Annotated in this window: 21 protein-coding genes; 13 read left to right on the top strand and 8 right to left on the bottom strand. The window is 73.0% G+C overall.

Annotation, left to right across the window (positions count from 1 at the left end):
• Window positions 1-70: 70 nt before the first annotated feature.
• Genes ABD901_RS29075 through ABD901_RS29065 form a run of 3 tightly spaced genes read left to right on the top strand, consistent with a single transcriptional unit; the run spans window position 71 to window position 3346 of the window.
• Window positions 71-1792, top strand: coding sequence for a RecQ family ATP-dependent DNA helicase (locus tag ABD901_RS29075; protein ID WP_345131272.1), 1722 nt, complete (start codon window positions 71-73; stop codon window positions 1790-1792).
• Window positions 1793-1795: 3 nt separating this feature from the next.
• A complete protein-coding gene (locus ABD901_RS29070; protein WP_345131270.1) occupies window positions 1796-2920 on the top strand; it encodes a winged helix DNA-binding domain-containing protein in 1125 nt (374 codons plus the stop codon).
• Between the two features lie 9 nt (window positions 2921-2929).
• Window positions 2930-3346 carry a nitroreductase family deazaflavin-dependent oxidoreductase gene (locus tag ABD901_RS29065; RefSeq protein WP_345131269.1) on the top strand — a complete coding sequence of 139 codons (417 nt, stop codon included), beginning with the start codon at window positions 2930-2932 and terminating at the stop codon, window positions 3344-3346.
• On the opposite strand, the gene ABD901_RS29060 is transcribed toward ABD901_RS29065, so the two are convergent.
• Complete coding sequence (locus tag ABD901_RS29060) at window positions 3333-3689, bottom strand: DUF6980 family protein (RefSeq protein WP_345131267.1); 357 nt, start codon at window positions 3687-3689, stop codon at window positions 3333-3335. The genes ABD901_RS29065 and ABD901_RS29060 overlap by 14 nt on opposite strands.
• Window positions 3690-3926: 237 nt before the next feature.
• Between ABD901_RS29060 and ABD901_RS29055 the strand changes: the two genes are divergently transcribed.
• Complete coding sequence (locus tag ABD901_RS29055; RefSeq protein ID WP_345131266.1) at window positions 3927-4355, top strand: hypothetical protein; 429 nt, start codon at window positions 3927-3929, stop codon at window positions 4353-4355.
• Window positions 4356-4426: 71 nt separating this feature from the next.
• On the opposite strand, the gene ABD901_RS29050 is transcribed toward ABD901_RS29055, so the two are convergent.
• A complete protein-coding gene (locus tag ABD901_RS29050; RefSeq protein WP_345131264.1) occupies window positions 4427-5233 on the bottom strand; it encodes an isocitrate lyase/PEP mutase family protein in 807 nt (268 codons plus the stop codon).
• A gap of 65 nt (window positions 5234-5298) precedes the next feature.
• Here ABD901_RS29050 and ABD901_RS29045 point away from each other — a divergent pair, with 65 nt between their 5' ends.
• Both ABD901_RS29045 and ABD901_RS29040 read left to right on the top strand, forming a co-directional pair.
• On the top strand, window positions 5299-6198 hold the full coding sequence (locus tag ABD901_RS29045; RefSeq protein WP_345131262.1) for an ArsR/SmtB family transcription factor: 900 nt from the start codon (window positions 5299-5301) through the stop codon (window positions 6196-6198).
• Window positions 6199-6216: 18 nt separating this feature from the next.
• The gene (locus ABD901_RS29040) at window positions 6217-7122 is read left to right on the top strand and encodes an NmrA family NAD(P)-binding protein (RefSeq protein ID WP_345131261.1); all 906 of its coding nucleotides are present in this window, start codon (window positions 6217-6219) and stop codon (window positions 7120-7122) included.
• Here ABD901_RS29040 and ABD901_RS29035 read toward each other — a convergent pair.
• The gene (locus tag ABD901_RS29035) at window positions 7114-7935 is read right to left on the bottom strand and encodes an oxidoreductase (RefSeq protein WP_345131258.1); all 822 of its coding nucleotides are present in this window, start codon (window positions 7933-7935) and stop codon (window positions 7114-7116) included. The genes ABD901_RS29040 and ABD901_RS29035 overlap by 9 nt on opposite strands.
• 71 nt (window positions 7936-8006) lie before the next feature.
• On the opposite strand from ABD901_RS29035, the gene ABD901_RS29030 reads away from it, so the two are divergent.
• Window positions 8007-8906: a LysR substrate-binding domain-containing protein gene (locus ABD901_RS29030; protein ID WP_345131256.1), complete on the top strand. Its 900-nt coding sequence runs from the start codon at window positions 8007-8009 to the stop codon at window positions 8904-8906.
• 84 nt (window positions 8907-8990) lie between these two features.
• Entirely contained in the window at window positions 8991-9419 is a 429-nt protein-coding gene (locus ABD901_RS29025; protein ID WP_345131254.1) for a hypothetical protein, read from the top strand.
• 5 nt (window positions 9420-9424) lie between these two features.
• Here ABD901_RS29025 and ABD901_RS29020 read toward each other — a convergent pair whose 3' ends face one another.
• Both ABD901_RS29020 and ABD901_RS29015 read right to left on the bottom strand, forming a co-directional pair.
• The gene (locus ABD901_RS29020; protein WP_345131253.1) at window positions 9425-10030 is read right to left on the bottom strand and encodes a hypothetical protein; all 606 of its coding nucleotides are present in this window, start codon (window positions 10028-10030) and stop codon (window positions 9425-9427) included.
• 149 nt (window positions 10031-10179) lie between these two features.
• Window positions 10180-10668: a beta-class carbonic anhydrase gene (locus ABD901_RS29015; protein ID WP_345131251.1), complete on the bottom strand. Its 489-nt coding sequence runs from the start codon at window positions 10666-10668 to the stop codon at window positions 10180-10182.
• Between the two features lie 86 nt (window positions 10669-10754).
• Between ABD901_RS29015 and ABD901_RS29010 the strand changes: the two genes are divergently transcribed.
• Complete coding sequence (locus ABD901_RS29010) at window positions 10755-11870, top strand: geranylgeranyl reductase family protein (protein WP_345131250.1); 1116 nt, start codon at window positions 10755-10757, stop codon at window positions 11868-11870.
• Here ABD901_RS29010 and ABD901_RS29005 read toward each other — a convergent pair whose 3' ends face one another.
• Both ABD901_RS29005 and ABD901_RS29000 read right to left on the bottom strand, forming a co-directional pair.
• Entirely contained in the window at window positions 11871-12521 is a 651-nt protein-coding gene (locus ABD901_RS29005) for a pentapeptide repeat-containing protein (RefSeq protein ID WP_345131248.1), read from the bottom strand.
• 25 nt (window positions 12522-12546) lie between these two features.
• Entirely contained in the window at window positions 12547-13689 is a 1143-nt protein-coding gene (locus tag ABD901_RS29000; protein ID WP_345131246.1) for a low temperature requirement protein A, read from the bottom strand.
• Between the two features lie 92 nt (window positions 13690-13781).
• Between ABD901_RS29000 and ABD901_RS28995 the strand changes: the two genes are divergently transcribed.
• From ABD901_RS28995 to ABD901_RS28980, 4 genes are all read left to right on the top strand, one after another.
• Window positions 13782-14396: an ArsR/SmtB family transcription factor gene (locus tag ABD901_RS28995; protein WP_345131244.1), complete on the top strand. Its 615-nt coding sequence runs from the start codon at window positions 13782-13784 to the stop codon at window positions 14394-14396.
• 1 nt (window position 14397) lies between these two features.
• The gene (locus ABD901_RS28990) at window positions 14398-15141 is read left to right on the top strand and encodes an SRPBCC family protein (protein WP_345131242.1); all 744 of its coding nucleotides are present in this window, start codon (window positions 14398-14400) and stop codon (window positions 15139-15141) included.
• Between the two features lie 14 nt (window positions 15142-15155).
• A complete protein-coding gene (locus tag ABD901_RS28985) occupies window positions 15156-16664 on the top strand; it encodes an MFS transporter (RefSeq protein WP_345131240.1) in 1509 nt (502 codons plus the stop codon).
• Between the two features lie 130 nt (window positions 16665-16794).
• Window positions 16795-17865: a LacI family DNA-binding transcriptional regulator gene (locus ABD901_RS28980; RefSeq protein ID WP_345131237.1), complete on the top strand. Its 1071-nt coding sequence runs from the start codon at window positions 16795-16797 to the stop codon at window positions 17863-17865.
• Here the strand turns inward: ABD901_RS28980 and ABD901_RS28975 are convergent.
• Window positions 17843-19033, bottom strand: a complete 1191-nt coding sequence (locus ABD901_RS28975; protein WP_345131235.1) for an ROK family transcriptional regulator — start codon at window positions 19031-19033, stop codon at window positions 17843-17845. The two genes, ABD901_RS28980 and ABD901_RS28975, sit on opposite strands and share 23 nt — an antisense overlap.
• Window positions 19034-19057: the final 24 nt, after the last annotated feature.

Below are 19057 nucleotides of genomic sequence, written 5' to 3'. Positions count from 1 at the left end.
AGCGCCAATCGACGACACCGCGTGTCGCATAACGCGCCGAAGCGTTCGAACACCGGTACAGTCGCGCCCGATGAATCTTGTGCCTCTCGCGCCCCGCCTGCGCCGCGCCGCCCACCGAGAGTTCGGCTGGGAAGAGCTCCGCCCCGGACAGTTGCCGCCGATGCGCGCCCTGCTCAAGAAGCGCGACGCCCTCGTGGTGTTACCCACCGGGGGCGGCAAGTCCGCCATCTACCAGGTCCCGGCCACGCTGCTGTCCGGGCCGACCATCGTCATCTCGCCGCTGCTGGCGCTCCAGCAGGACCAGATCGCCGGGCTCAACCGCCGCCGAGAGGGCCAGGCGGTGCGGATCAGCTCCGCGGAGACGCCCAACCAGCAGCGCAAGGCGCTCGAGGCGCTGACCGCCGGCACCGCCCGCTTCCTGTTCATCACGCCGGAGCAGCTGGGCAACCCGGAGCGCCTCGCCGAGGTGCGGGCGCTGCGCCCGGCGCTGGTGGCCGTCGACGAGGCGCACTGCGTCTCGGCCTGGGGGTACGACTTCCGCCCCGACTACCTGCAGCTCGGGCACCTCATCCGGGAGCTCGGCCGCCCGCCGGTCGTGGCGCTGACCGCCACCGCGTCGCCGCCGGTGCGCGCCGACATCACCGCCGCGCTCGGGCTGCGCGACCCGTTCACGCTCGTCGCCGGGCTGGACCGGGCCAACCTGGAGCTCGCCGCGGTGCACTGCACCAGCGACGACCAGCGCTTCTCGCGCCTGGTGAACCAGATCCAGAAAGAGCAGAAACCCGGCATCGTGTACGCCCCGACGCGCGCGATCGCCGAGCAGTACGCGGAGCGCCTCGCCGAGCGCGGCATCGAAGCCGTCGCCTTCCACGCCGGGCTGGCCACGGGCGAGCGCAACCGCCGCTACGAGGACTTCATGGCCGACAAGACGCCGGTCATGGTCGCCACGAGCGCGTTCGGCATGGGCGTGGACAAGCCCAACATCCGCTGGGTACACCACGTGGCCCTGCCCGACTCCCCGGACAGCTACCTGCAGGAGATCGGCCGCGCGGGCCGCGACGGCGCGCCGGCCCGCACGATCCTGTTCTTCCGCCCCGAGGACGTGGCCCTGCAGCGCTTCTTCGCCGCCGGCGCGCCCGACGGCAAGGAGCTGACCCAGCTGGCCGCGGCGCTGCGCGAGGGCCCGACGTCGCGCACCGGCCTCGCCACCCGCAGCGGCCTGCCGGCCCGGAAGATCACGTCGCTGCTGAGCCTGCTGGAGCAGGTCGGCGCGGTCGAGGTCGGCGCCGGCAACAAGCTCAGCGCCGGCCGCTACGCACCGGCGCCGGCCGAGGCCGCCCGGCTCGCGCTGGCGCAGTTCGAGCGGCACCAGACGCTGCGCCGGTCGCGGATCGACATGATGCGCCAGTACGCCGAGAGCGCCAACTGCCGCGGCAACGCGCTGCTGGCCTACTTCGGCGAGCAGGCCGAGCGCGCCTGCGGCCACTGCGACAACTGCGCCAACGGCACCGTCGTGGTGGACCCGGTGGTGCCGCGCCTGAAGTGGTACCAGCGGCTGTTCGGCTCCCGCAAGGCCCGGCCGAGCGACGCGGCGGCGGTCCCGGCGACGCGGATCAAGGCCGATCCGGAGCGCCCCTTCCCGGTCTCCAGCGAGGTGCGGCACAACGCCTGGGGCACCGGCACCGTCATGGCCTACGAGCAGGACCGCGTCGTGATCCTCTTCGAGGAGGTCGGCTACAAGACGCTGTCGGTGCCGATCGTGCAGAAGTCGAAGCTGCTGGAGCCGGTGTAGCCCATGCCGACGGTGCTCGACCGCCGCTCGCTCAACCGGGCGACGCTCGCGCGGCAGCTGCTGCTGCGGCGGGCGGACCTGGGCGTGCCCGAGGCGGTCGAGCACCTCGCCGGCCTGCAGGCGCAGACGCCGCACAGTTGGTATACCGGCCTGTGGACCCGCCTTTCCGGCTTCCGCCCCGAGCACGCCAGCGACCTGCTCGCCGACGGCCGGCTCGTGCGGGCCGCGACGATGCGCTCGACGATCCACCTCATGACGGCCCGCGACGCGGTGGCGGTCCGGCCCCTCGTCGGCATCGTCGGCGAGCGGATGTGGGCCACGAACTTCGGCCGGCGCCTCGGGCTGTCCCTCGACGGCGTCGCCGAACTCGTCGCCGAGGGCCGGCGCATCCTGGAGGCCGAGCCGCTCACCTTCGCCGAGCTCGGCAAGCGGCTCGGCGAGCGCTGGCCCGGCCGGGACCAGGCGGCCATGGCGCAGGCGGTGCGCGTCTTCGAGACGCTGATCCAGGTGCCGCCGCGCGGGCTGTGGGGCCGCAGCGGACGGGCGCTGCACACCACGGCCGCGGCGTGGCTGCCGGGCGTGACGGGCACCGTTGAGCCGATGCCGGTGGCGACGCTCGTCCGGCGGTACCTCGCCGCGTTCGGCCCGGCGACCGTGCGCGACGTGCAGACATGGTCGGGGCTGACCCGGCTGGCCGAGGTGCTCGACGAGCTGCGACCCGAGCTGGCGGTGTTCGCCGACGAGCAGGGCCGGGAGCTCTTCGACCTGCCGGACGCGCCGCGACCCGGCCCGGACGTGACCGCTCCACCGCGGCTGCTCTACGACTTCGACAACCTGCTGCTGAGCCACGCCGACCGGTCGCGGGTCATCACGCCGGAGTACCTCGCGCAGCCCTTCGACCCCAACGGCCCCATGCCCTCGGTGATCCTCGCCGACGGGTTCACGGCCGGCTTCTGGCGCGCAACGGTCACCAAGCGCCGGGCCACGCTGTGGGTCGCTCACCTGGGCCGCCCGGTCGACGTGCAGGACGAGGCGGCCGCGCTGCTGGCGTTCCTCGCGCCCGGCGCCGAGCACGAGATCCGCGACGCGGGCGCCGGTTGGCAGGCGCTGCTCGATGCCTCGGCATAGAGTCGGCTCATGACGCAGGTGCCTGCCGACCTCAAGGAAGCCAACCGCAAGCTCATCGCCGAGTTCCGCGACGCGGGCCGGCGGCTTTCGGGCCGCCCGCTGCTGCTGCTCACCACGAAGGGACGGCGCAGCGGCGAGCCCTACACGACGCCGATGATGTACGTCCGGCTCGACGACCGGCTGCTCGTCATCGCCTCCGCGGCGGGCGCGCCGAAGCACCCGGACTGGTATCGCAACCTGGAGGCCGAGCCGGCGGTCACCGTGGAGGTCGACGGCGAGGAGTACGCGGCCGCCGCCAGCCCCACGACCGGCGCCGACCGCGACGCGCTCTTCGGCCGGATCGTGGAGCAGTACGCGTTCTTCGCCGAGCACCAGGCCGGCATCGAGCGCACCATCCCCGTCGTGGAGCTGCTCAGGCGGGGCTGATCACGCGCTCCGGCTCCACGAAGTCCCGCTGCGAGCCCTCCTGCGGGCCCCACCAGGCGTCGGAGTGGTACTGCTCGGGCAGCTCGTCCGACCACGGGTCCAGCCCGAGGCGGTCCATCTCGTCGAACCAGGCGTCCCGGCGCGACTGCGGCAGCCGGGTGCCGCACCACGGGCAGTGGCCGATGACGACCATCGAGGACCCGCCGTCGCGCACCGGCAGCCCGTACTCGTCGAACTTCGCGGTGTAGACGACCACCACGTCCGGGTCGTCCCAGGGGTCCTCGTAGGCGACGCCGGACAGGTCCAGTTGCGCGCGCATGCCGTCGCAGCAGTGTCGTTGCACCGCAGGAGTATGCACCGCCACCGTCCGGCGACGAAAAATGGCTGATCAGCTGTCGTCTCGGGGATAGTTCGCGCGAGTGCGACCCGGCTACGCTCCCCGCCATCAGCTCGAAACAACGCGTCGACAGGCCGGTGGCACGTTTCCGGGATTTCCCGCCAGGGACCCCCGCATACGGTGATCAGCGTCAGGCCGGGCACCACATAGACCCATCACCGTAACGCCACCGAGAGGACCCTCATGAGCGAGTACGAGACCGGCGACGCCGGCGACAGCGGCGTGGACTACGGCCACTACGAGGCCGGCCAGGAGAGCGGCGAGCTCGACCAGCTCCACCAGGCCCACGGCTCCGAGGCCGACGCCCAGTCGCAGTTCGGCGTGTACGAGCAGGACCACCACGCGGCGGAGTCGACGGACTTCTCGCAGGGCCACCACGTCGAGTTCGACCAGGCCCCGGCCGTGCACTACGAGTCGGACGACTACACCAACTACAGCCACGACGCGACCGAGGACGACCACGTCTTCGCCGCCGAGGGCTCCGAGAGCTCGCACCAGGCCGAGTTCGGTGAGCTCGACGCGCTCGAGCAGCGGTTCGACGCCGCGTTCGCGCAGGGCACCGAGCTGCACACCGACGGCGGCGCGGCCGAGCTCGGCCCGGCCACCAACTAGTTCCAGCGCACGGCAAAGTCCCGGTCGGCACCGCCGGCCGGGACTTTCCATGTCCTCAGGACATGAAGTACTCAGGACATGAGGGTGTTGAGCTCGCCGAAGTCGTAGGCGTCGGCCAGGGTCGTGTAGGTGCCGGCCGTGTACGCCTCGCGGGCGGCGCGGCGGGCCAGGGCGTAGGCGGCCTCGGCGACCCACGAGCCGAGGCTCACCCTGGCCACGCCCAGCGCCGCGAGCTCGGCCACCGGCGGCGTGCCGTCCTGCGCCAGCACGTTCAGCGGGGCCCGGATCGCCTTGGCCAGGGCCGCGATCGTGTCGGCGTCGGCGACGCCGGGCACGAAGATGCCGGTCGCGCCGGCCGCGAGGTACGCCTCCGCGCGCGCCACCGTCTCCGCGGGCGCGCCGCGGAAGTACGTGTCGACGCGCGCGTTGATGTAGAGCTCCACGCCGGCGTCGTCGGCCGCGCCGCGCGCCGCCGCGATGCGCTCCTGCTGCGCGGCGACGGCCCGCAGGCCCGCCGTGGCGCCCCGCTCGGTGTCCTCGAGGTTGATGCCGACCGCGCCGGCCTCCAGCACGCCGCGGATCGTCGTGGCGACCTCGGCCGGCGTCTCGCCGAAGCCGGACTCGATGTCGGCGGTGACCGGCAGCTCGGCCGGCACGGCGCGCACGATGCGCGCGAGGTGCTCCAGCGCCGCGTCGCGGGTCAGCGCGTCGCCGTCCGGGGCGCCGAGCGTCCACGCGACCCCGGCCGAGGTCGTCGCGATCGCCGGCGCGCCCGCCGCGGCGACGACGCGCGCCGAGGCGGCGTCCCATGCGTTGACGAGGACGAGGGGTGCGGATGCGGAGTGCAGGGCCCGGAATCGGGCGGCGCGGGTCGTCATGCAACCCATTCTTTCGGGCCCGAAGCCCCGCTCCCCAGGGTTTTACCCAGGACTAAATTATACCGGTGGTATCGATTGGCCTGTCCGCGAACGCGGTCGCCCGGATCCGCTTCGCGATCTCACCCCTGTGGGAGACGGTCGCCAGCCTGCGGGTGCTGCGCGACCCCGGCGCGCACGCGATCCACCTGCCGTGGGCGGCCCGGGTGCGCTCCAGCGGGTTCGCCGACCTGCTGGCGCTGGTGCCGCCGTGGCCCGGATACATCCCCGACTTCCTCACCCCGCTGCCGCCCGGCCCGTTCGCGGACCTCGACGACGAGCTCGCGCTGCTGGCCGCCACGCCGCCGCGGCTGGCGGCCGGCGCCGACCCCGAACGGATCGCCGACCGGCTGCGGGAGTACTTCGCGGCGGTGATCGAGCCGGACTGGCCGCGCATCCGGGCGCTGCTGGAGGCCGAGGTCTTCGCGCGGGCCCGCCGGCTGGCCGCGGACGGCGTCGGCGGGCTGCTCAACGACCTGCACGCCCAGGTCACCTTCGCCGACGGCACCCTGTCGGTGCTGCAGCGCTGGTGCACCTCCCCCGACGTGCCCGACGGCGGCGACCTGGTGCTCATTCCCTCGGTGTTCGTGTGGCCGTCGGTGCTGACGGTGTTCGGGCCGGCGGCGCAGCTGGCGTACCCGCCCCGCGGCGTCGGCGCCCTGTGGGAGTCACCGCCGGCCGCGCCGGAGGCCCTCGGCGCGCTCGTCGGGCGGGCCCGGGCCCGGCTGCTCAACGAGCTCGCCGCCCCGGCCTCGACGACGACCCTCGCGGAGCGGACCGGGCTCACCGCCGGCGGCGTGTCGCAGCACCTCGCCGTCCTGCGCGCCGCCGGCCTGGTCCGCACCCACCGCGCCGGGCGCTCGGTGCTCAACGTGCGCACCGAGACGGCCGAGGCCCTGCTGAGCGCCGGCGTTTACGGCGGCGGCTGAGGGGTAGCCGCCGGTGTCATGGCCAACGGCAACCTCATCCTCGTCGCCACCGCAGGCGACGTCGGCGGCACCGTCCTGGAGATGCTGCGCGCCCGGAACATTCGCGCGCGGGGGCTGGTACACCGCGAAGGCCCGCACGCCGACGCGCTGCGCCGGCTCGGCGTCGAGGTGGTCGTCGGCGACCTGACCCGGCCGGAGAGCGTCGACGCCGCGCTCGAGGGCGTCGACCGGATGCTCTTCGCGATGCCGGTCTCCCCCGACCACCTGCTGGCGGCCACCGTGGTCGCGACGGTGGCGAAGGCGCGGGGCGGGCTCGGCGCGCTGGTCGGGCTGTCGCAGATGACCGTGTCGCAGATGACCGCGACCAGCACCACGGAGTCGGACCAGCAGCGGCTGCACTGGCTCGCCGAGCAGGTCTTCAACTGGTCGGGGCTGCCCGTGGTACACCTACGCCCGACCGCTTTCCTCGACAATCCGCTGTTCACGTCGATCGCGGCCCGCTCGATCCGCCGCGACGGCACGATCGAGCTGCCGTTCGGCGCGGGGCGCACCTCGCCGATCGCCGTGGTCGACGTCGCCCGGGTGGCCGCGGCGGTGCTGCGCGAGCCGGCGCCGCACATCGGGCACGTCTACGAGCTGACCGGCCCGCGCACGGTCGACATGCCCGAGCTCGCCGGCGAGTACTCCCGCGCGCTGGACCGGCCGATCACCTACGTGGACGTGCCGCTGGAGCAGTGGCGCGCCGGGGCGCTCGCCGCCGCGGGGCTCCCGCCGCACACGGAGCAGCACGTGTACACCATGGCGCGCCTGCATCGCGAGAACCGCTACGACCGAGCCTCCGACGACGTGAAGCGCGTGACCGGCGAGCCCGCCGAGACGATCGAGGCGTTCGTGCGGGCCCGCCGGGATCTCTACCTAGGCTGAGACCTCTTCGTTCGCAAGGTCGGTCGAGCGGCTCAACGGCTCCCAGCCGTCCAGCTCGGCTCGGATCCAGGCCTGGTGCGCCCGGATCGCGTCGACGGCGTCGGAGCCCAGGGCCAGGCGCAGCGGCGCGTCGGGCGTGTCCAGCAGCGTCAGGATCGCCCGCGCCGCCTTCGCCGGGTCGCCGGGCTGTGTGCCGTCCATGTCCTCGACGGCGGCGCGGGTCGCGGCGGTCGTCTCCGCGTACGCCGGCAGCGCCGGCGAGCGGTGCAGCCGCGCGCCGCCGAAGGCCGTGCGGAACGCGCCCGGCTCGACGATGTGCACCCGGATGCCCAGCGGCCCCACCTCCGCGTGCAGCGCCTCGGAGAGGCCCTCGAGGGCGAACTTCGCCGCGCAGTACGCCCCGAAGCCCGGCATGCTCAGCTGCCCGCCCATCGACGAGATCTGCACGATCGCGCCGCCGCCCTGCTCGCGCATGTGCGGCAGCACCGCCTGGGTCAGCGAGACGGCGCCGAAGAACATCACGTCCATGAGCGAGCGCAGGTGGGCCGGCTCGATCTCCTCGACGGCGCCGACCGAGCCGTGCCCGGCGTTGTTGACGAGCACGTCGATGCGCCCGAAGCGCTCCACCGTCGCCGCGACCGCGGCCGCGATCGAGGCCTCGTCGGTGACGTCCAGGCGGGTGCGGTCCGGAAACTCCGCGAGCGCCGCCGGGTCCCGGGCGGTGGTCATGACGCGGTCGCCGGCGGCGAGCGCGGCGCGGGCGAGCTCCGCCCCGAATCCGGAGGAGCACCCCGTGATCAGCCAGTTCCTCATGGCTCAAGCCTCGGGCGCGGACCCGCTCCGCCGCCAACACCGGCGGGTGGGAGCCGTTACAGTCGGAGCCTGTGAGCCTCCCCGAGCTTCGGCAGCTGCGGTACTTCGTGGCCGTCGCCGAGCACCTGAGCTTCACGACCGCGGCCCGGGAGCTGCACCTCGCCCAGCAGTCGCTGTCGCAGCAGATCGCCCGGCTGGAGCGCACGGTCGGCGCGCGGCTGCTCGACCGCGACACGCGCGGGACCCGGCTCACCGAGCCCGGCCGGCTCTTCCTGGCCGAGGCCCGCGACGTGCTGGCCCGGGCCGAGCGCGCGGTGACGACGGCCCGCCGCGCCGAGGCCGGCGAGGTGGGCCGGCTGCGCCTGGCGTTCCTGTCCTCGACCGCCAACTACATGCTGCCGCTGGTGGTGCGCGCCTGCCGCGCCGAGCTGCCGGACGTGACGGTCACGACCGCCGACCTGGCGATCGAGCCGCTGGTGACCGGGCTGCGCGACGGTGCGTACGACCTCGCGTTCACCCGTCCCCCGCTGGTCGACGACCTCACCACCCGCACCCTGGCGCGCGAGCCGGTCTGCGCGGTCCTGCCGGCCGGGCACCGGCTCGCCGGGCGATCCGAGGTGGCGCTGTCGGACCTCGCCGCAGAGCCGTGGGTGCTGACTCCGCGCGCGTCGTGGCCGCCCTGGCACGACAAGTACGACCGCGACTTCGCCGCGGCGGGCTTCGCGCCGGACGTGGTCGAGCGGGCTGCCACGGTACCGAACCTGCTCGGTCTCGTGGCGGCGGGCGTCGGCGTGACCCGGCTGGCCGCGTCGGCGCGGACGCTGCGCGACACCGGCGTGGTGTTCGTGCCGATCGCCGGTGACACGGCCGCGACGGTGGCGGCGTGGCGCAACCCGCACCCGGCGGCCGAGCGGCTCGTGGCGATCCTGGCCCGGCGGGCCGCCGAGGAGGACCTCACCGCCGCGGGCTGACCTCACTGCGGGCGCGCCGGGCCGAACGCATTCGGGCCTTCCGGACGGTGTCCTTCCGCCCTCGCGCAAGCCACAATGCACTGCGTGACCTTGCCTGTCCCCTACAGCGGCGCCCCGGCGTACAACGGACCCGACGTGCAGATCGGGGACGTCCGCGTGGACGGCGTGGCGATCTACACGCCCGTCGGCGTGTGGCCGATCCAGGGCAGCCGGTGGCTGGTGATCTCCCAGCCGATCCCGATCACGACCACCGCCGGCTGGGGTATCGCCATGGCCGTCATCAGCGCCATCTTCGCTGTCGTGCTGGCCCCGTTCACTTGCGGCCTGAGCCTGTTCCTACTGTTCGGCCTGCTGTTCCTGACCGCGAAGTCGCACTCGATGTCGGGCCCGCTGATCGTGTCGATCCAGTCGGGGCCGTACCACTACATGGCGCAGGAGATCGTGCACTCCCCGCTGCATGCGGCCGAGGCGTTGCAGCGGGTGAACTTCGCGCAGGCCCTCGCGACGCGCTGAGACGCTCAGCCCTCGCCGTAGGAGTCGTAGCCGGCCAGCAGGTGCGCCCGAGTGCCGCTCAGGTGCGGCTCGATGTCGCCGACGCGGGCCAGGGCCAGATTGGCCGGCTCGATCCCGGACGCGCGCAGCAGCAGCCCCGGGACCTCGTCGAGGATCGCCAGCCAGCCCCGCCCGAGGGAATCGCCCAGCGGCTCGTCCGGCCAACGGGAGAACTGCCGCGGCACTCCGTCCACGGCGATGCCGACCCGCTCCGGCGCCGGGCTCGACGCGGTCCGCAGCGCCCGCTCGGCGACCCGGTGGTCGGTGAAGTCGTCGCGGGCCGCGGCGACCGCCACCCGCAGGTCGATGACCAGCGGCATCGGCGGCCCGGCGGTGGTGATCACCTCGACCCAGGCCCGGTCGCCCTCGGCGGCCGCCTCGGGCGCGCCGAACAGCAGCCCGGCGTGCATGAGCCGCTCGTCCTCCCAGCCCCACGCGCCGACGCGGCAGGCTCCGCCCCAGCCGGTCGGGCCGTAGAGCGGTAGAGCGTTGGCGCTCGCGCGGATGCGGTTCGCCTGCTGGTCGATCAGCGCGGTGAACTCGATCCGGTTGAGTCGACCCCCGTATCGCATGCGTCCGATCGTGCCGTATCGACGGCCCCCGCAGGATGCCCCGCATCCCTTACCGCAACCCCCTTCATTTGCAAGTTGCGGTAAGGGGCCATCGCGGCTCGGGGTCTTCACCACGCACCGCACAAATGCGGTCTACGGGCAGTATCAGATCAGACGACTTCCTCGATCTTCGCGGTCGCCACGTCGAAGATGAAGCCGCGGACGTCCGTGCGGTGCGGCAGCCAGGCGCACTCGCGAACGACGCGGATCGAGTTGCGCATGGTGTCGTGCAGATCGGTGAAGCCCGGCACGTCCCACGTCGGCGCGATGCCGGTCTCGGCCGTCAGCGTGGCGCGGAACTCCGTGTCGTCGAGGCCCTCCATGCCGCACTCGGTGTGGTGGATGAGCACGATCTCGCGGGTGCCGAGCTTGTGCTGGCTGAGCGCGAGCGAGCGCAGCACCTCCTCGGTCGGCAGGCCGCCCGCGTTGCGGATCAGGTGCGCGTCGCCGATCTCCAGGCCCAGTGCGCCGAACAGGTCCAGCCGGGAGTCCATGCAGGCGACCACGGCGAGGCGCAGTTTCGGGCGCAGCGGCCGGGGGCCGGGGAAGGTCTCGGCGTAGCGCTCGTTGGCGTGGATGAGATGGTCGATGGCGGACATAAGCGAAGTGAATCAGATCCTTCACCCGAACGGCTGATGTGTTGGTCACACGAGTGCAATCTCACCTGCCCACTAAGGTCTACCGGGTGACTGAGTGGGACGTGGCGATCATCGGCGGCGGGCCGGCCGGGCTTTCGGCGGCCTACTCCTCGGCGCGCCGGGGCGCGAGGACGCTGGTCCTGGAGAAGGCCGTGCACCCGCGGTACAAGACATGCGGTGGCGGTTTGATCGGCTTCACGCTGAGCGCGGTGGCGGACCGGATCACCGTCCCGGCCGACGACCACGTCACCCGCGCCGAGTTCACCAACGACGGCCGCTCGCCCTTCGCCCGCACCGCGCGCCGCTCCCCGCTGCTGGCCATGGTCCGCCGCCCCGCCTTCGACGACGCCCTGCGCCTGGCGGCCGAGAAGGCCGGTGCCACGGTCCGCCAGTCCACCGCCGTCCGCTCGCTGGAGCAGACCGCTGCCGGTGTCAGCATCCGCCTGGGTGACGGCGGGGTCGTGTCGGCCCGCTCGGTGATCGGCGCCGACGGCTCGTCCGGGATCACGGCCCGCCACGTCGGCGTCGAGTACGGCCAGGTCGACCTCGGCCTGGAGGTGGAGCTGCCGGTCGACGCCGCGCTCGCCGCCCGGTGGCGCGGCCGGCTGCTCATCGACTGGGGACCGCTGCCCGGCTCGTACGCGTGGGTGTTCCCGAAGGGCGACCTGCTCACCGTCGGCGTCATCGCGGCGCGGGGCGACGGCGAGCGCACGAAGGCGTACCTGCGCGCGTTCGTGGACCGGCTGGGCCTCTCGGGGATCGAGCCGGTGCACGACTCGGGGCATCTGACGCGGTGCCGTACCGACACGTCGCCGTTGCGAAAGGAGAACGTCATCGTCGCCGGGGACGCCGCCGGCCTGCTCGAGCCGTGGACCCGCGAGGGCATCAGCTTCGCGGTCCGCTCCGGCGCCCTGGCCGGCGCCGCGGCCGCGGACGGCGACCTTGCCCGCTACGAGCGCGAGGTCGAGGCCGCCCTCGCCCCGTCCATGCGCGCCGGCCGCCGCCTGCTCGCGACGTTCAGCCGCCGCCCGGCCCTGTTCCACAACATGCTGCGCACCCCCGTGGGCTGGCGCATGTTCGAGCGCTTCTGCCGCGGCGAGACGTCGTTCGAGACCTCGGTCGAGCGGTTCCCGGTACGGGCGGCGCTGCGCCTGCTCGGCTGATCACTTCACGATGATCCCGAGGGCCGCGGCCAGCGCCGGCCCGAGCTCCATGAGCTGCCGCTCGTCGACGATGGCGCCCTTGAGCGAGTCGGCCCCGTCGGCGACGTCCAGCTCGCGGGCACCCCGGAAGTCCACCTTCTTGCATTTCACCTGCGACATCCGGGCGTTGCGGATCGTCGTGCCCTCGAACGTGACGTTGGCCAGGTTGGCACCCGCACAGTCGAGCTCGTTGAGCTCGCAGTCCTCGAAGCTCACGTCGACGAGCGTGGCACCGCGCAGGTTGAGCGTGTCGATCTTGCACCGCTGAAACGTGACCCGCCGCATCCGCGACCCGTAGGCCTGCACGCCGGCCAGCGAACTGTCCAACATGGACACATCGAGCAGCTCGGCCTCGACCAGCCGGACGCCGACCCACCGGTTGCGGCTGAGCCAGACGTCGCTGAAGCGCGCCTTCTCCAGCCCGACCTCGCCGAGCGTCACCCCGGTGAGTGCCGACTCGATGAACTTGGCGCTGGTCGCCTCGCCCTTCTCGAGCTCCAGCTGGTCGACGTGGACCTCGGTGTAGTTGCCGTCGTGCTCGAACGCGTCGTCCTCGAACCCCTGCAGGTACTCGGCGTACGGAAGCTCACCCAACGACTGCGCCACACCCATGCCGGCCATCCTACGATCGCGCGGCTCAGCGGCCGAAGTCGTGGATCTGGGTGGTGTGCGTCTCGCGGACGGTGCGCAGGTCCCGGGTGATCGCGGCGGCCATCATGATGATCAGGACGGCGGTGAGCTGGGCGACGGCGCGCCAGTGGCCGAGCGGGATCACGGCCAGCACGCCGACGGCGCCGGCGACCCGGTACCAGGCGCCGGGGACGCCCATGAGCCACAGGAACCAGGCGTGGCCGAGCAGGAACGCCGCCACCCCGGCGCTCAGCACGATCGCGCTGGGCCAGTGCAGCGCCTCCGTGGCGTGGCCGACCGAGAGCTTCACGCCGACGGCGGTGAAGACGATGCCGGCGAGCAGGGCGACGTGGGCGTACCCGTAGGCGAAGACGGCCTTGCGGGCCTTCAACGCGGGTTCGGTGATCGCGTGCAGGGCGTGCTCGGCGCGTGCCTCGTCGCCGGAGAAATAGGTCCAGTACAGGTAGTAGGCGATCGCCAGGCCCAGCACCGCCACGGCAATGGTGCCGGCCTCGAGCTTGACGCCCTCGAAGGCGATGCCGATCGCGACCACCGACTCGCCGATCGCGACGATGACGACCAGCCCGTGCCGCTCCGCGAAGTGGCCGGCGTTGATGGTCCAGGAGCCCATCCGCTGCAGGTACGGCGCGGCGATGATGACCGCGAGCGCCGCCGTCCACAGCCCGGCCCGCCAGCCGTGGTGCAGGAACCCGCCCGTGAGCACCAGCGCGGCGGCGAGCCCGTTGATCGGCGCGAGGTTGGCGATCGCGCGGCCGATCGAGATGTTGTCGTCGGCGTGCAGGAAGAGCGTGCTGTGCACGACGGTGACGATGACGTACCCGACGCCGAACGCCCACCCGTCCCCGCCGAACGCACCGGGGATCGCCAGCGCGATGACCAGGAAGCCGATCATGCCGGTCAGCAGCAGCGTGCGGCGCAGGGTGCTGCTCGGCGCGACGGCGTTGGTGAGCCAGTTGTAGCCGGCGTACATCCACCAGATCAGCCCGAGCATGAGCACGACCTCGCCGGTGTGCAGCCAGTCGACGTGGTGGACGAGCACGGAGGCGAGCTGCGTGACCGTGAAGACGAAGACGAGGTCGAAGAACAGCTCGATGGTGGACACGCGCGGCCCGCGCACCTGCGAAGTCACGCGATCACCTTAGAGGACGGTTTCTCGCCCTTGGCTCACCGACAACTTTTTTTGTCTTGACAGTTTGAGTTGTCGGTCCATAAGCTTTGGGCATGTTCGAAGTGGGAGTCATCGAGGAGCCGGGTGCGGCCGAGGTCGCACTCGATCCGATCCGGGCGCGGCTGCTGGCGCTGCTGGCGGAGCCGCACTCGGCCACCAGCCTCGCGGCGATCGTGGGGTTGCCGCGACAGAAGGTGAACTACCACCTCAAGACGCTCGAAGCGCACGGGCTCGTGGAGCTGGTCGAGGAGCGCCGCAAGGGCAACGTGACCGAGCGGGTGCTGCGGGCGACCGCCGCCTCGTTCGTAATCTCGCCCGCCGCGCTGGCCGCCGTGCAGCCCGACCCGGCGCGCTCGCCCGACCGGCTCTCCGCGCGCTGGCTGCTCGCCCTCGCGGCGCGGCTGGTGAAGGAGACCGGGCAGCTGATCACCGGCGCGGCCAAGGCCGGCAAGCCGGTCGCGACGTTCGCGCTCGACGGCACGGTGCGGTTCGCCTCGGCGGCCGACCGCGCCGCGTTCGCCCAGGAACTGACCGCGGCGGTCACCGAGCTGGTGAGCCGCTACCACGACGAGAACGCGCCCGGCGGACGCGACCACCGGGTCATCGTCGCCATCCATCCGAGCATCAGGAACGCCGAATCCGGCGGTACCGAATCGAAGGGATCCTGAAATGTCCGACACGCACGAGTTCGAGCTGGTCCACGACATCGACCTCGCCGCGACGCCCGAGCAGGTCTGGGCCGCCATCGCCACCGGGCCGGGCATCGACTCCTGGTTCATGGGGCGCAACGAGATCGAGCCGCGGGTCGGCGGGACGACCAGCATGGAGATGCCAGGGTTCACCGCCGAGGGCTCGATCACCGCGTACGAGCCGAACCGGCACTTCGCCCACCGCAGCCCCACCGCCGAGGACGGCTCGTTCATGGCGTTCGAGTACCTGATCGAGGGGCGCGACGGCGGCTCGACCGCGCTGCGGCTGGTGCACAGCGGCATCCTGGCCGGCGACTGGGAGGCGGAGTACGACGCGCTGAAGAAGGGCAACCCGCTCTACCTGCGCTCGCTGGCGCAGTACCTGGAGCACTTCGCCGGCCGCACCGCCGTGCCGGTGACCGCGTTCGGGCCGCAGCAGAGCGACCAGGGCGTGGTGTGGACGGCGATCACCGGCGCGCTCGGCCTGTCCAAGGACGTGGTCGAGGGCGACGCGGCGCGCCTGACGATCGGCGGCAAGGAGGTCACCGGCGTCGTGGACACCGCGCTGGAGCCGAGCTTCCTGGGCGTGCGCACCGACGACGCGCTGCTGCGCTTCGTGGGCCGGGGCGGGTTCATCCTGACCGGCCACCACATCTTCGCCGACGTCGACAAGGCCGCGGAGGAGCAGGCGTGGAGCGCCTGGCTCACCGAGGTCTTCGCCTGAGAGGAACCCTCGCGATGCGCCGCAACCCGTGGGTCGGCCTGGCCGTGCTCGCCCTGCCGACCCTGCTGCTCTCGCTCGACGTGAGCGTGCTCTACCTGGCCCTGCCGAAGCTCAGCGCCGACCTGCACGCGGACGGCACCGAGCAGCTGTGGATCCTCGACATCTACTCGTTCATGCTCGCCGGGTTCCTCGTCACGATGGGCGCGCTCGGCGACCGGATCGGCCGGCGGCGGCTGCTGCTGGTCGGGGCCGCGGCCTTCGGCGTCGCGTCGGTCGCCGCGGCGTACGCCTCCACCCCGGAGATGCTCATCGCGGCCCGCGCCGCACTGGGCATCGCCGGCGCGACCCTCATGCCGTCGACCATGGCGCTGATCCGCAACATGTTCCCCGACCCGAAGCAGATGGGCATGGCGATCGGCGCGTGGTTCAGCTGCTTCATGGGCGGCATGACGCTCGGCCCGCTCGTCGGGGGCCTGCTGCTCGAGCACTTCTGGTGGGGCTCGGCGTTCCTGCTCGGCGTGCCGTTCATGCTGCTGTTGCTGGTCGCCGGCCCGAGGCTGCTGCCGGAGTACAAGCCGGAGCGCCCCGAGCACCGCATCGACCTGCCGAGCGTCGCGCTCTCGCTGGCCGCGATCCTGCCGGTCATCTACGGCCTGAAGGCCCTCGCCCGCGACGGGGCTCATGCCCTGCCGCTGGTCGCCATCGCCGCCGGCTTCGCGTTCGGCATCGTCTTCGTGCGCCGCCAGCGCACCCTGCCCGACCCGCTGCTGGACCTGCGCCTGTTCGCCAGCCGCGTCTTCAGCACGGCCCTGGGCATCATGCTCCTCGGCGGCGTCGTGATGGCCGGCCTGTCCCTGCTCGCGAGCCTCTACCTGCAGAACGTCGCCGGCCTCGCGCCGCTGGCAACCGGCGTGCTGCTCATCCCGCAGAACATCGCGATGATCGCCGGCTCGATGGTGGCGCCGGCCTTGGCCCGCCGCCTCCCGGCCAGCGTCGTCACCGCGCTCGGCCTCGCCGTCTCCGGCGCCGGCCTGACCGTGGTCACGCAGGTCGACCCGCACGGCACCGCACTGCTGGTCGTGGGCCTGGTGCTCGCCTCGGTCGGCATCTCGTTCCCGATGGCCCTCACGATGAACCTCATGATGGCCGCGGCCCCGCCGGAGAAGGCCGGCTCGGCCGCCTCGATCTCGGAGACGAGCGGCGAGTTCGGGATCGCGGTCGGCATCGCGACCCTCGGCAGCCTCGGCACGCTGGTGTACCGCACGGTGCTCGACCTCCCGCCCGGCGCGCCGGCCGCGGCGCGGAACAGCCTGACGGCGGCCATGCAGTACGCCGCGGACGTCCCCGGCCTCCTCGACGCGGCCCGGTCCGCGTTCACGACCGGCCTGAACGCGGTCGGCGTGGTCGGCGCGCTGATCTTCTTCGGCCTGGCGGCGACGGCGGCCCTGACCCTGCGTCAGCGCCCCGAACCGGCCGCCGCCGAGCCGGAAGTTGCGGCGGAAGTCCCCGCCCAGATCGGCTGAGTTCCCCCGCTCCATCTCCCTGAAATCGGATAAGTCCGGCGTCGACGCGCCGGACTTATCCGATATTTCGGGTTTGTGGGCCGGGAAAACCGAGACGGCAGGCTTTGCTCCTCGTTGTATCGTGCGCGCTGTGATCGATGCCGCGCAGCAGAGGGCCGTGGTACGGCGCAGCGGGATGCGTGACGTCGCGCGGGCGGCCGGGGTCTCGATCAGCACCGTCGCCAACGTGCTCAACAACCCGGCCGTGGTCGCCGACGCGACCCGGACCAGGGTCGAGGAGGCGATGGCCGCCGTCGGGTTCGTGCGCAGCGGACCGGCCCGGCAGCTGCGCGGGCTGCCCAGCCGGCTGGTCGGCTCGGTCACGCTCGACCAGGCCAACCCGTTCTACGCCGAGCTCAACCGCGGCATCGAGGACCGCCTCGACGAGGCCGGCTGCCTGGTGCTGGCGTGCTCCACCGACATACAGCCGGACAAGGAGCTGCGCATCCTGCGCCTGCTGGAGGAGCAGTCGCCGCGCGGCATCATCGTGACGCCGACCGGGGAAAACCTCGAACAGTTCGAGGCCATCGCCCGCAGGGGCACTCCGGTGGTACTCCTCGACGCACCGCGCGGCGCCCTCGACCTCTGCGCCGTCGCGGTGGACCACGTCGCCGGCGGGCGGCTCGCGGGCGAGCACCTGCTCGGGCTGGGGCACCGCCACATCGCGTTCGTGTCCGCGACCTGGGACGTCCCGCCGGTGCGCGACCGCCTGGAGGGCCTGCGCCGGGCGCTGGGCGAGGCCGGCGCGCAGATGCCGGTCGAGGTGCGGATGGACCAAGGGGACCTGTATCGCGGTACCGAAGAGGCGGTTCTCGCTCTTCTCGCGCTCGACCCTTCGCCGAGCGCCGTGGTCTGCCTCAACGACGTCGCCGCCCTGGCCCTGGTCCGCGCGCTGGAGCGCCGCGGCCTGCGCGTGCCCGCGGACGTGTCGGTGGTGGGCTACGACGACGTGCCGTTCGCCGCGCACGTGCAGCCGGCGCTGACCACCGTGCGCCGGCCGATCCGCAACCTGGGCCGCATCGCCGCCGAGCTGCTGCTGGCCGAGTCCACGCCGACGCATCACCACGAGGAGCAGGTCTTCCGTCCCAAGCTCGTGTCCCGCGCCACGACGGCCCCGCCGTCGTCCCTCCACTCGGCAGCTAGCGGACGCCGCCCTCGGTGAGCAGGCGCGCGATGGGGAGCGTGGCCGCGCCCAGGGCGACGGCGTCGACGCCCAGGCGGCCGAGCTCGATGCGGGCCTGGCCGAAAGGCTGGCGCAGCGCGTGCCGGCTCGCGGACTCGCGGACCCGGGGCAGCAGGCCGCCGAGGGCCCCGGCGGTCCAGCCGCCGAGCACCACCAGCTCCGGGTTGAACAGGTTGACGAGGTTGGCCACGCCGGCGCCGAGGTAGTCGGCGGTCTCGTCGAGGATCGCCCGCGCCGCCGGCTCGTGAGCGGCCGCGTCCAGCAGCGCGGCGATCTGCGACTCCTCGTCGTTGCCGGGGGCCGGGCGGCCGCACGCCTCGCGATAGCGGGCCAGCACGGCCTCGGCGCCGACGTAGGCCTCCAGGCAGCCGCGCGAGCCGCAGCGGCAGGCCCTCCCGCCGTACACGAGCGTGGTGTGTCCCCACTCCCCCGCGCTGCTGGAAACGCCGCGGTAGGTGGAGCCGTCGGTCACCACGGCGGCGCCGACGCCGGAGCCGACGAGCGCGAACACGGCGTGCCGGCTGCCCCGACCGGCGCCGAACCACATCTCGGCCTGGCCGAGGGTCTTCGCGCCGTTGTCGATGTGCAGCGGCAGGCCGGTGCCCCGTTGCAGGAGCGTCTCCAGTGGTACCGCATCCCAGCCCAGCGTCTGCGCGTGCACGACGGCGCCGTCGGCGCCCTGCTGGACGATCCCGGAGACGCCGACGCCCACGCCGAGCACGGCGGCGGGGTCGAGCCCAGCCGTCACCGCGCGCAGGCCGGCGTGGATGTGCCGCACGACCGTCTCCGGCTCGGAGCCGGACGGGTCGATCGGCTGGTCGACGCTGGCGAGCTGGGTCAGGCCGAGGTCGAACAGCTCGACCCGGACCCGGGTCTCCCCGACGTCGACGCCGGCGACCGCGCCGTAGCCCGGCGCGACCCGCAGCAGGATGCTCGGCCGGCCGCCGTCGGACTCCATGGCGCCCGCCTCGGCGACGAGACCGTCGTCGATGAGGTCGCTCACGACGTTGCTGACCGCGGGCTGGCTCAGGCCGGTGCTGCGCGAGAGGTCCTGGCGGGTGAGCGGGCCGTCCAGGAACAGGCGGGTGAGCAGGGCGGACCGGTTGCGCAGCCGGATACTCCGGTTGGTCGCCCGCTCCACCCGCATCGCGTCACTGTAGTGGCCCGACCC

It is taken from the genome of Dactylosporangium darangshiense (assembly GCF_039537565.1).
Classification (GTDB): domain Bacteria; phylum Actinomycetota; class Actinomycetes; order Mycobacteriales; family Micromonosporaceae; genus Dactylosporangium; species Dactylosporangium darangshiense.
Note: the sequence above shows the minus strand (reverse complement) of the source record. Positions and strands in the feature narration are given on the sequence as shown.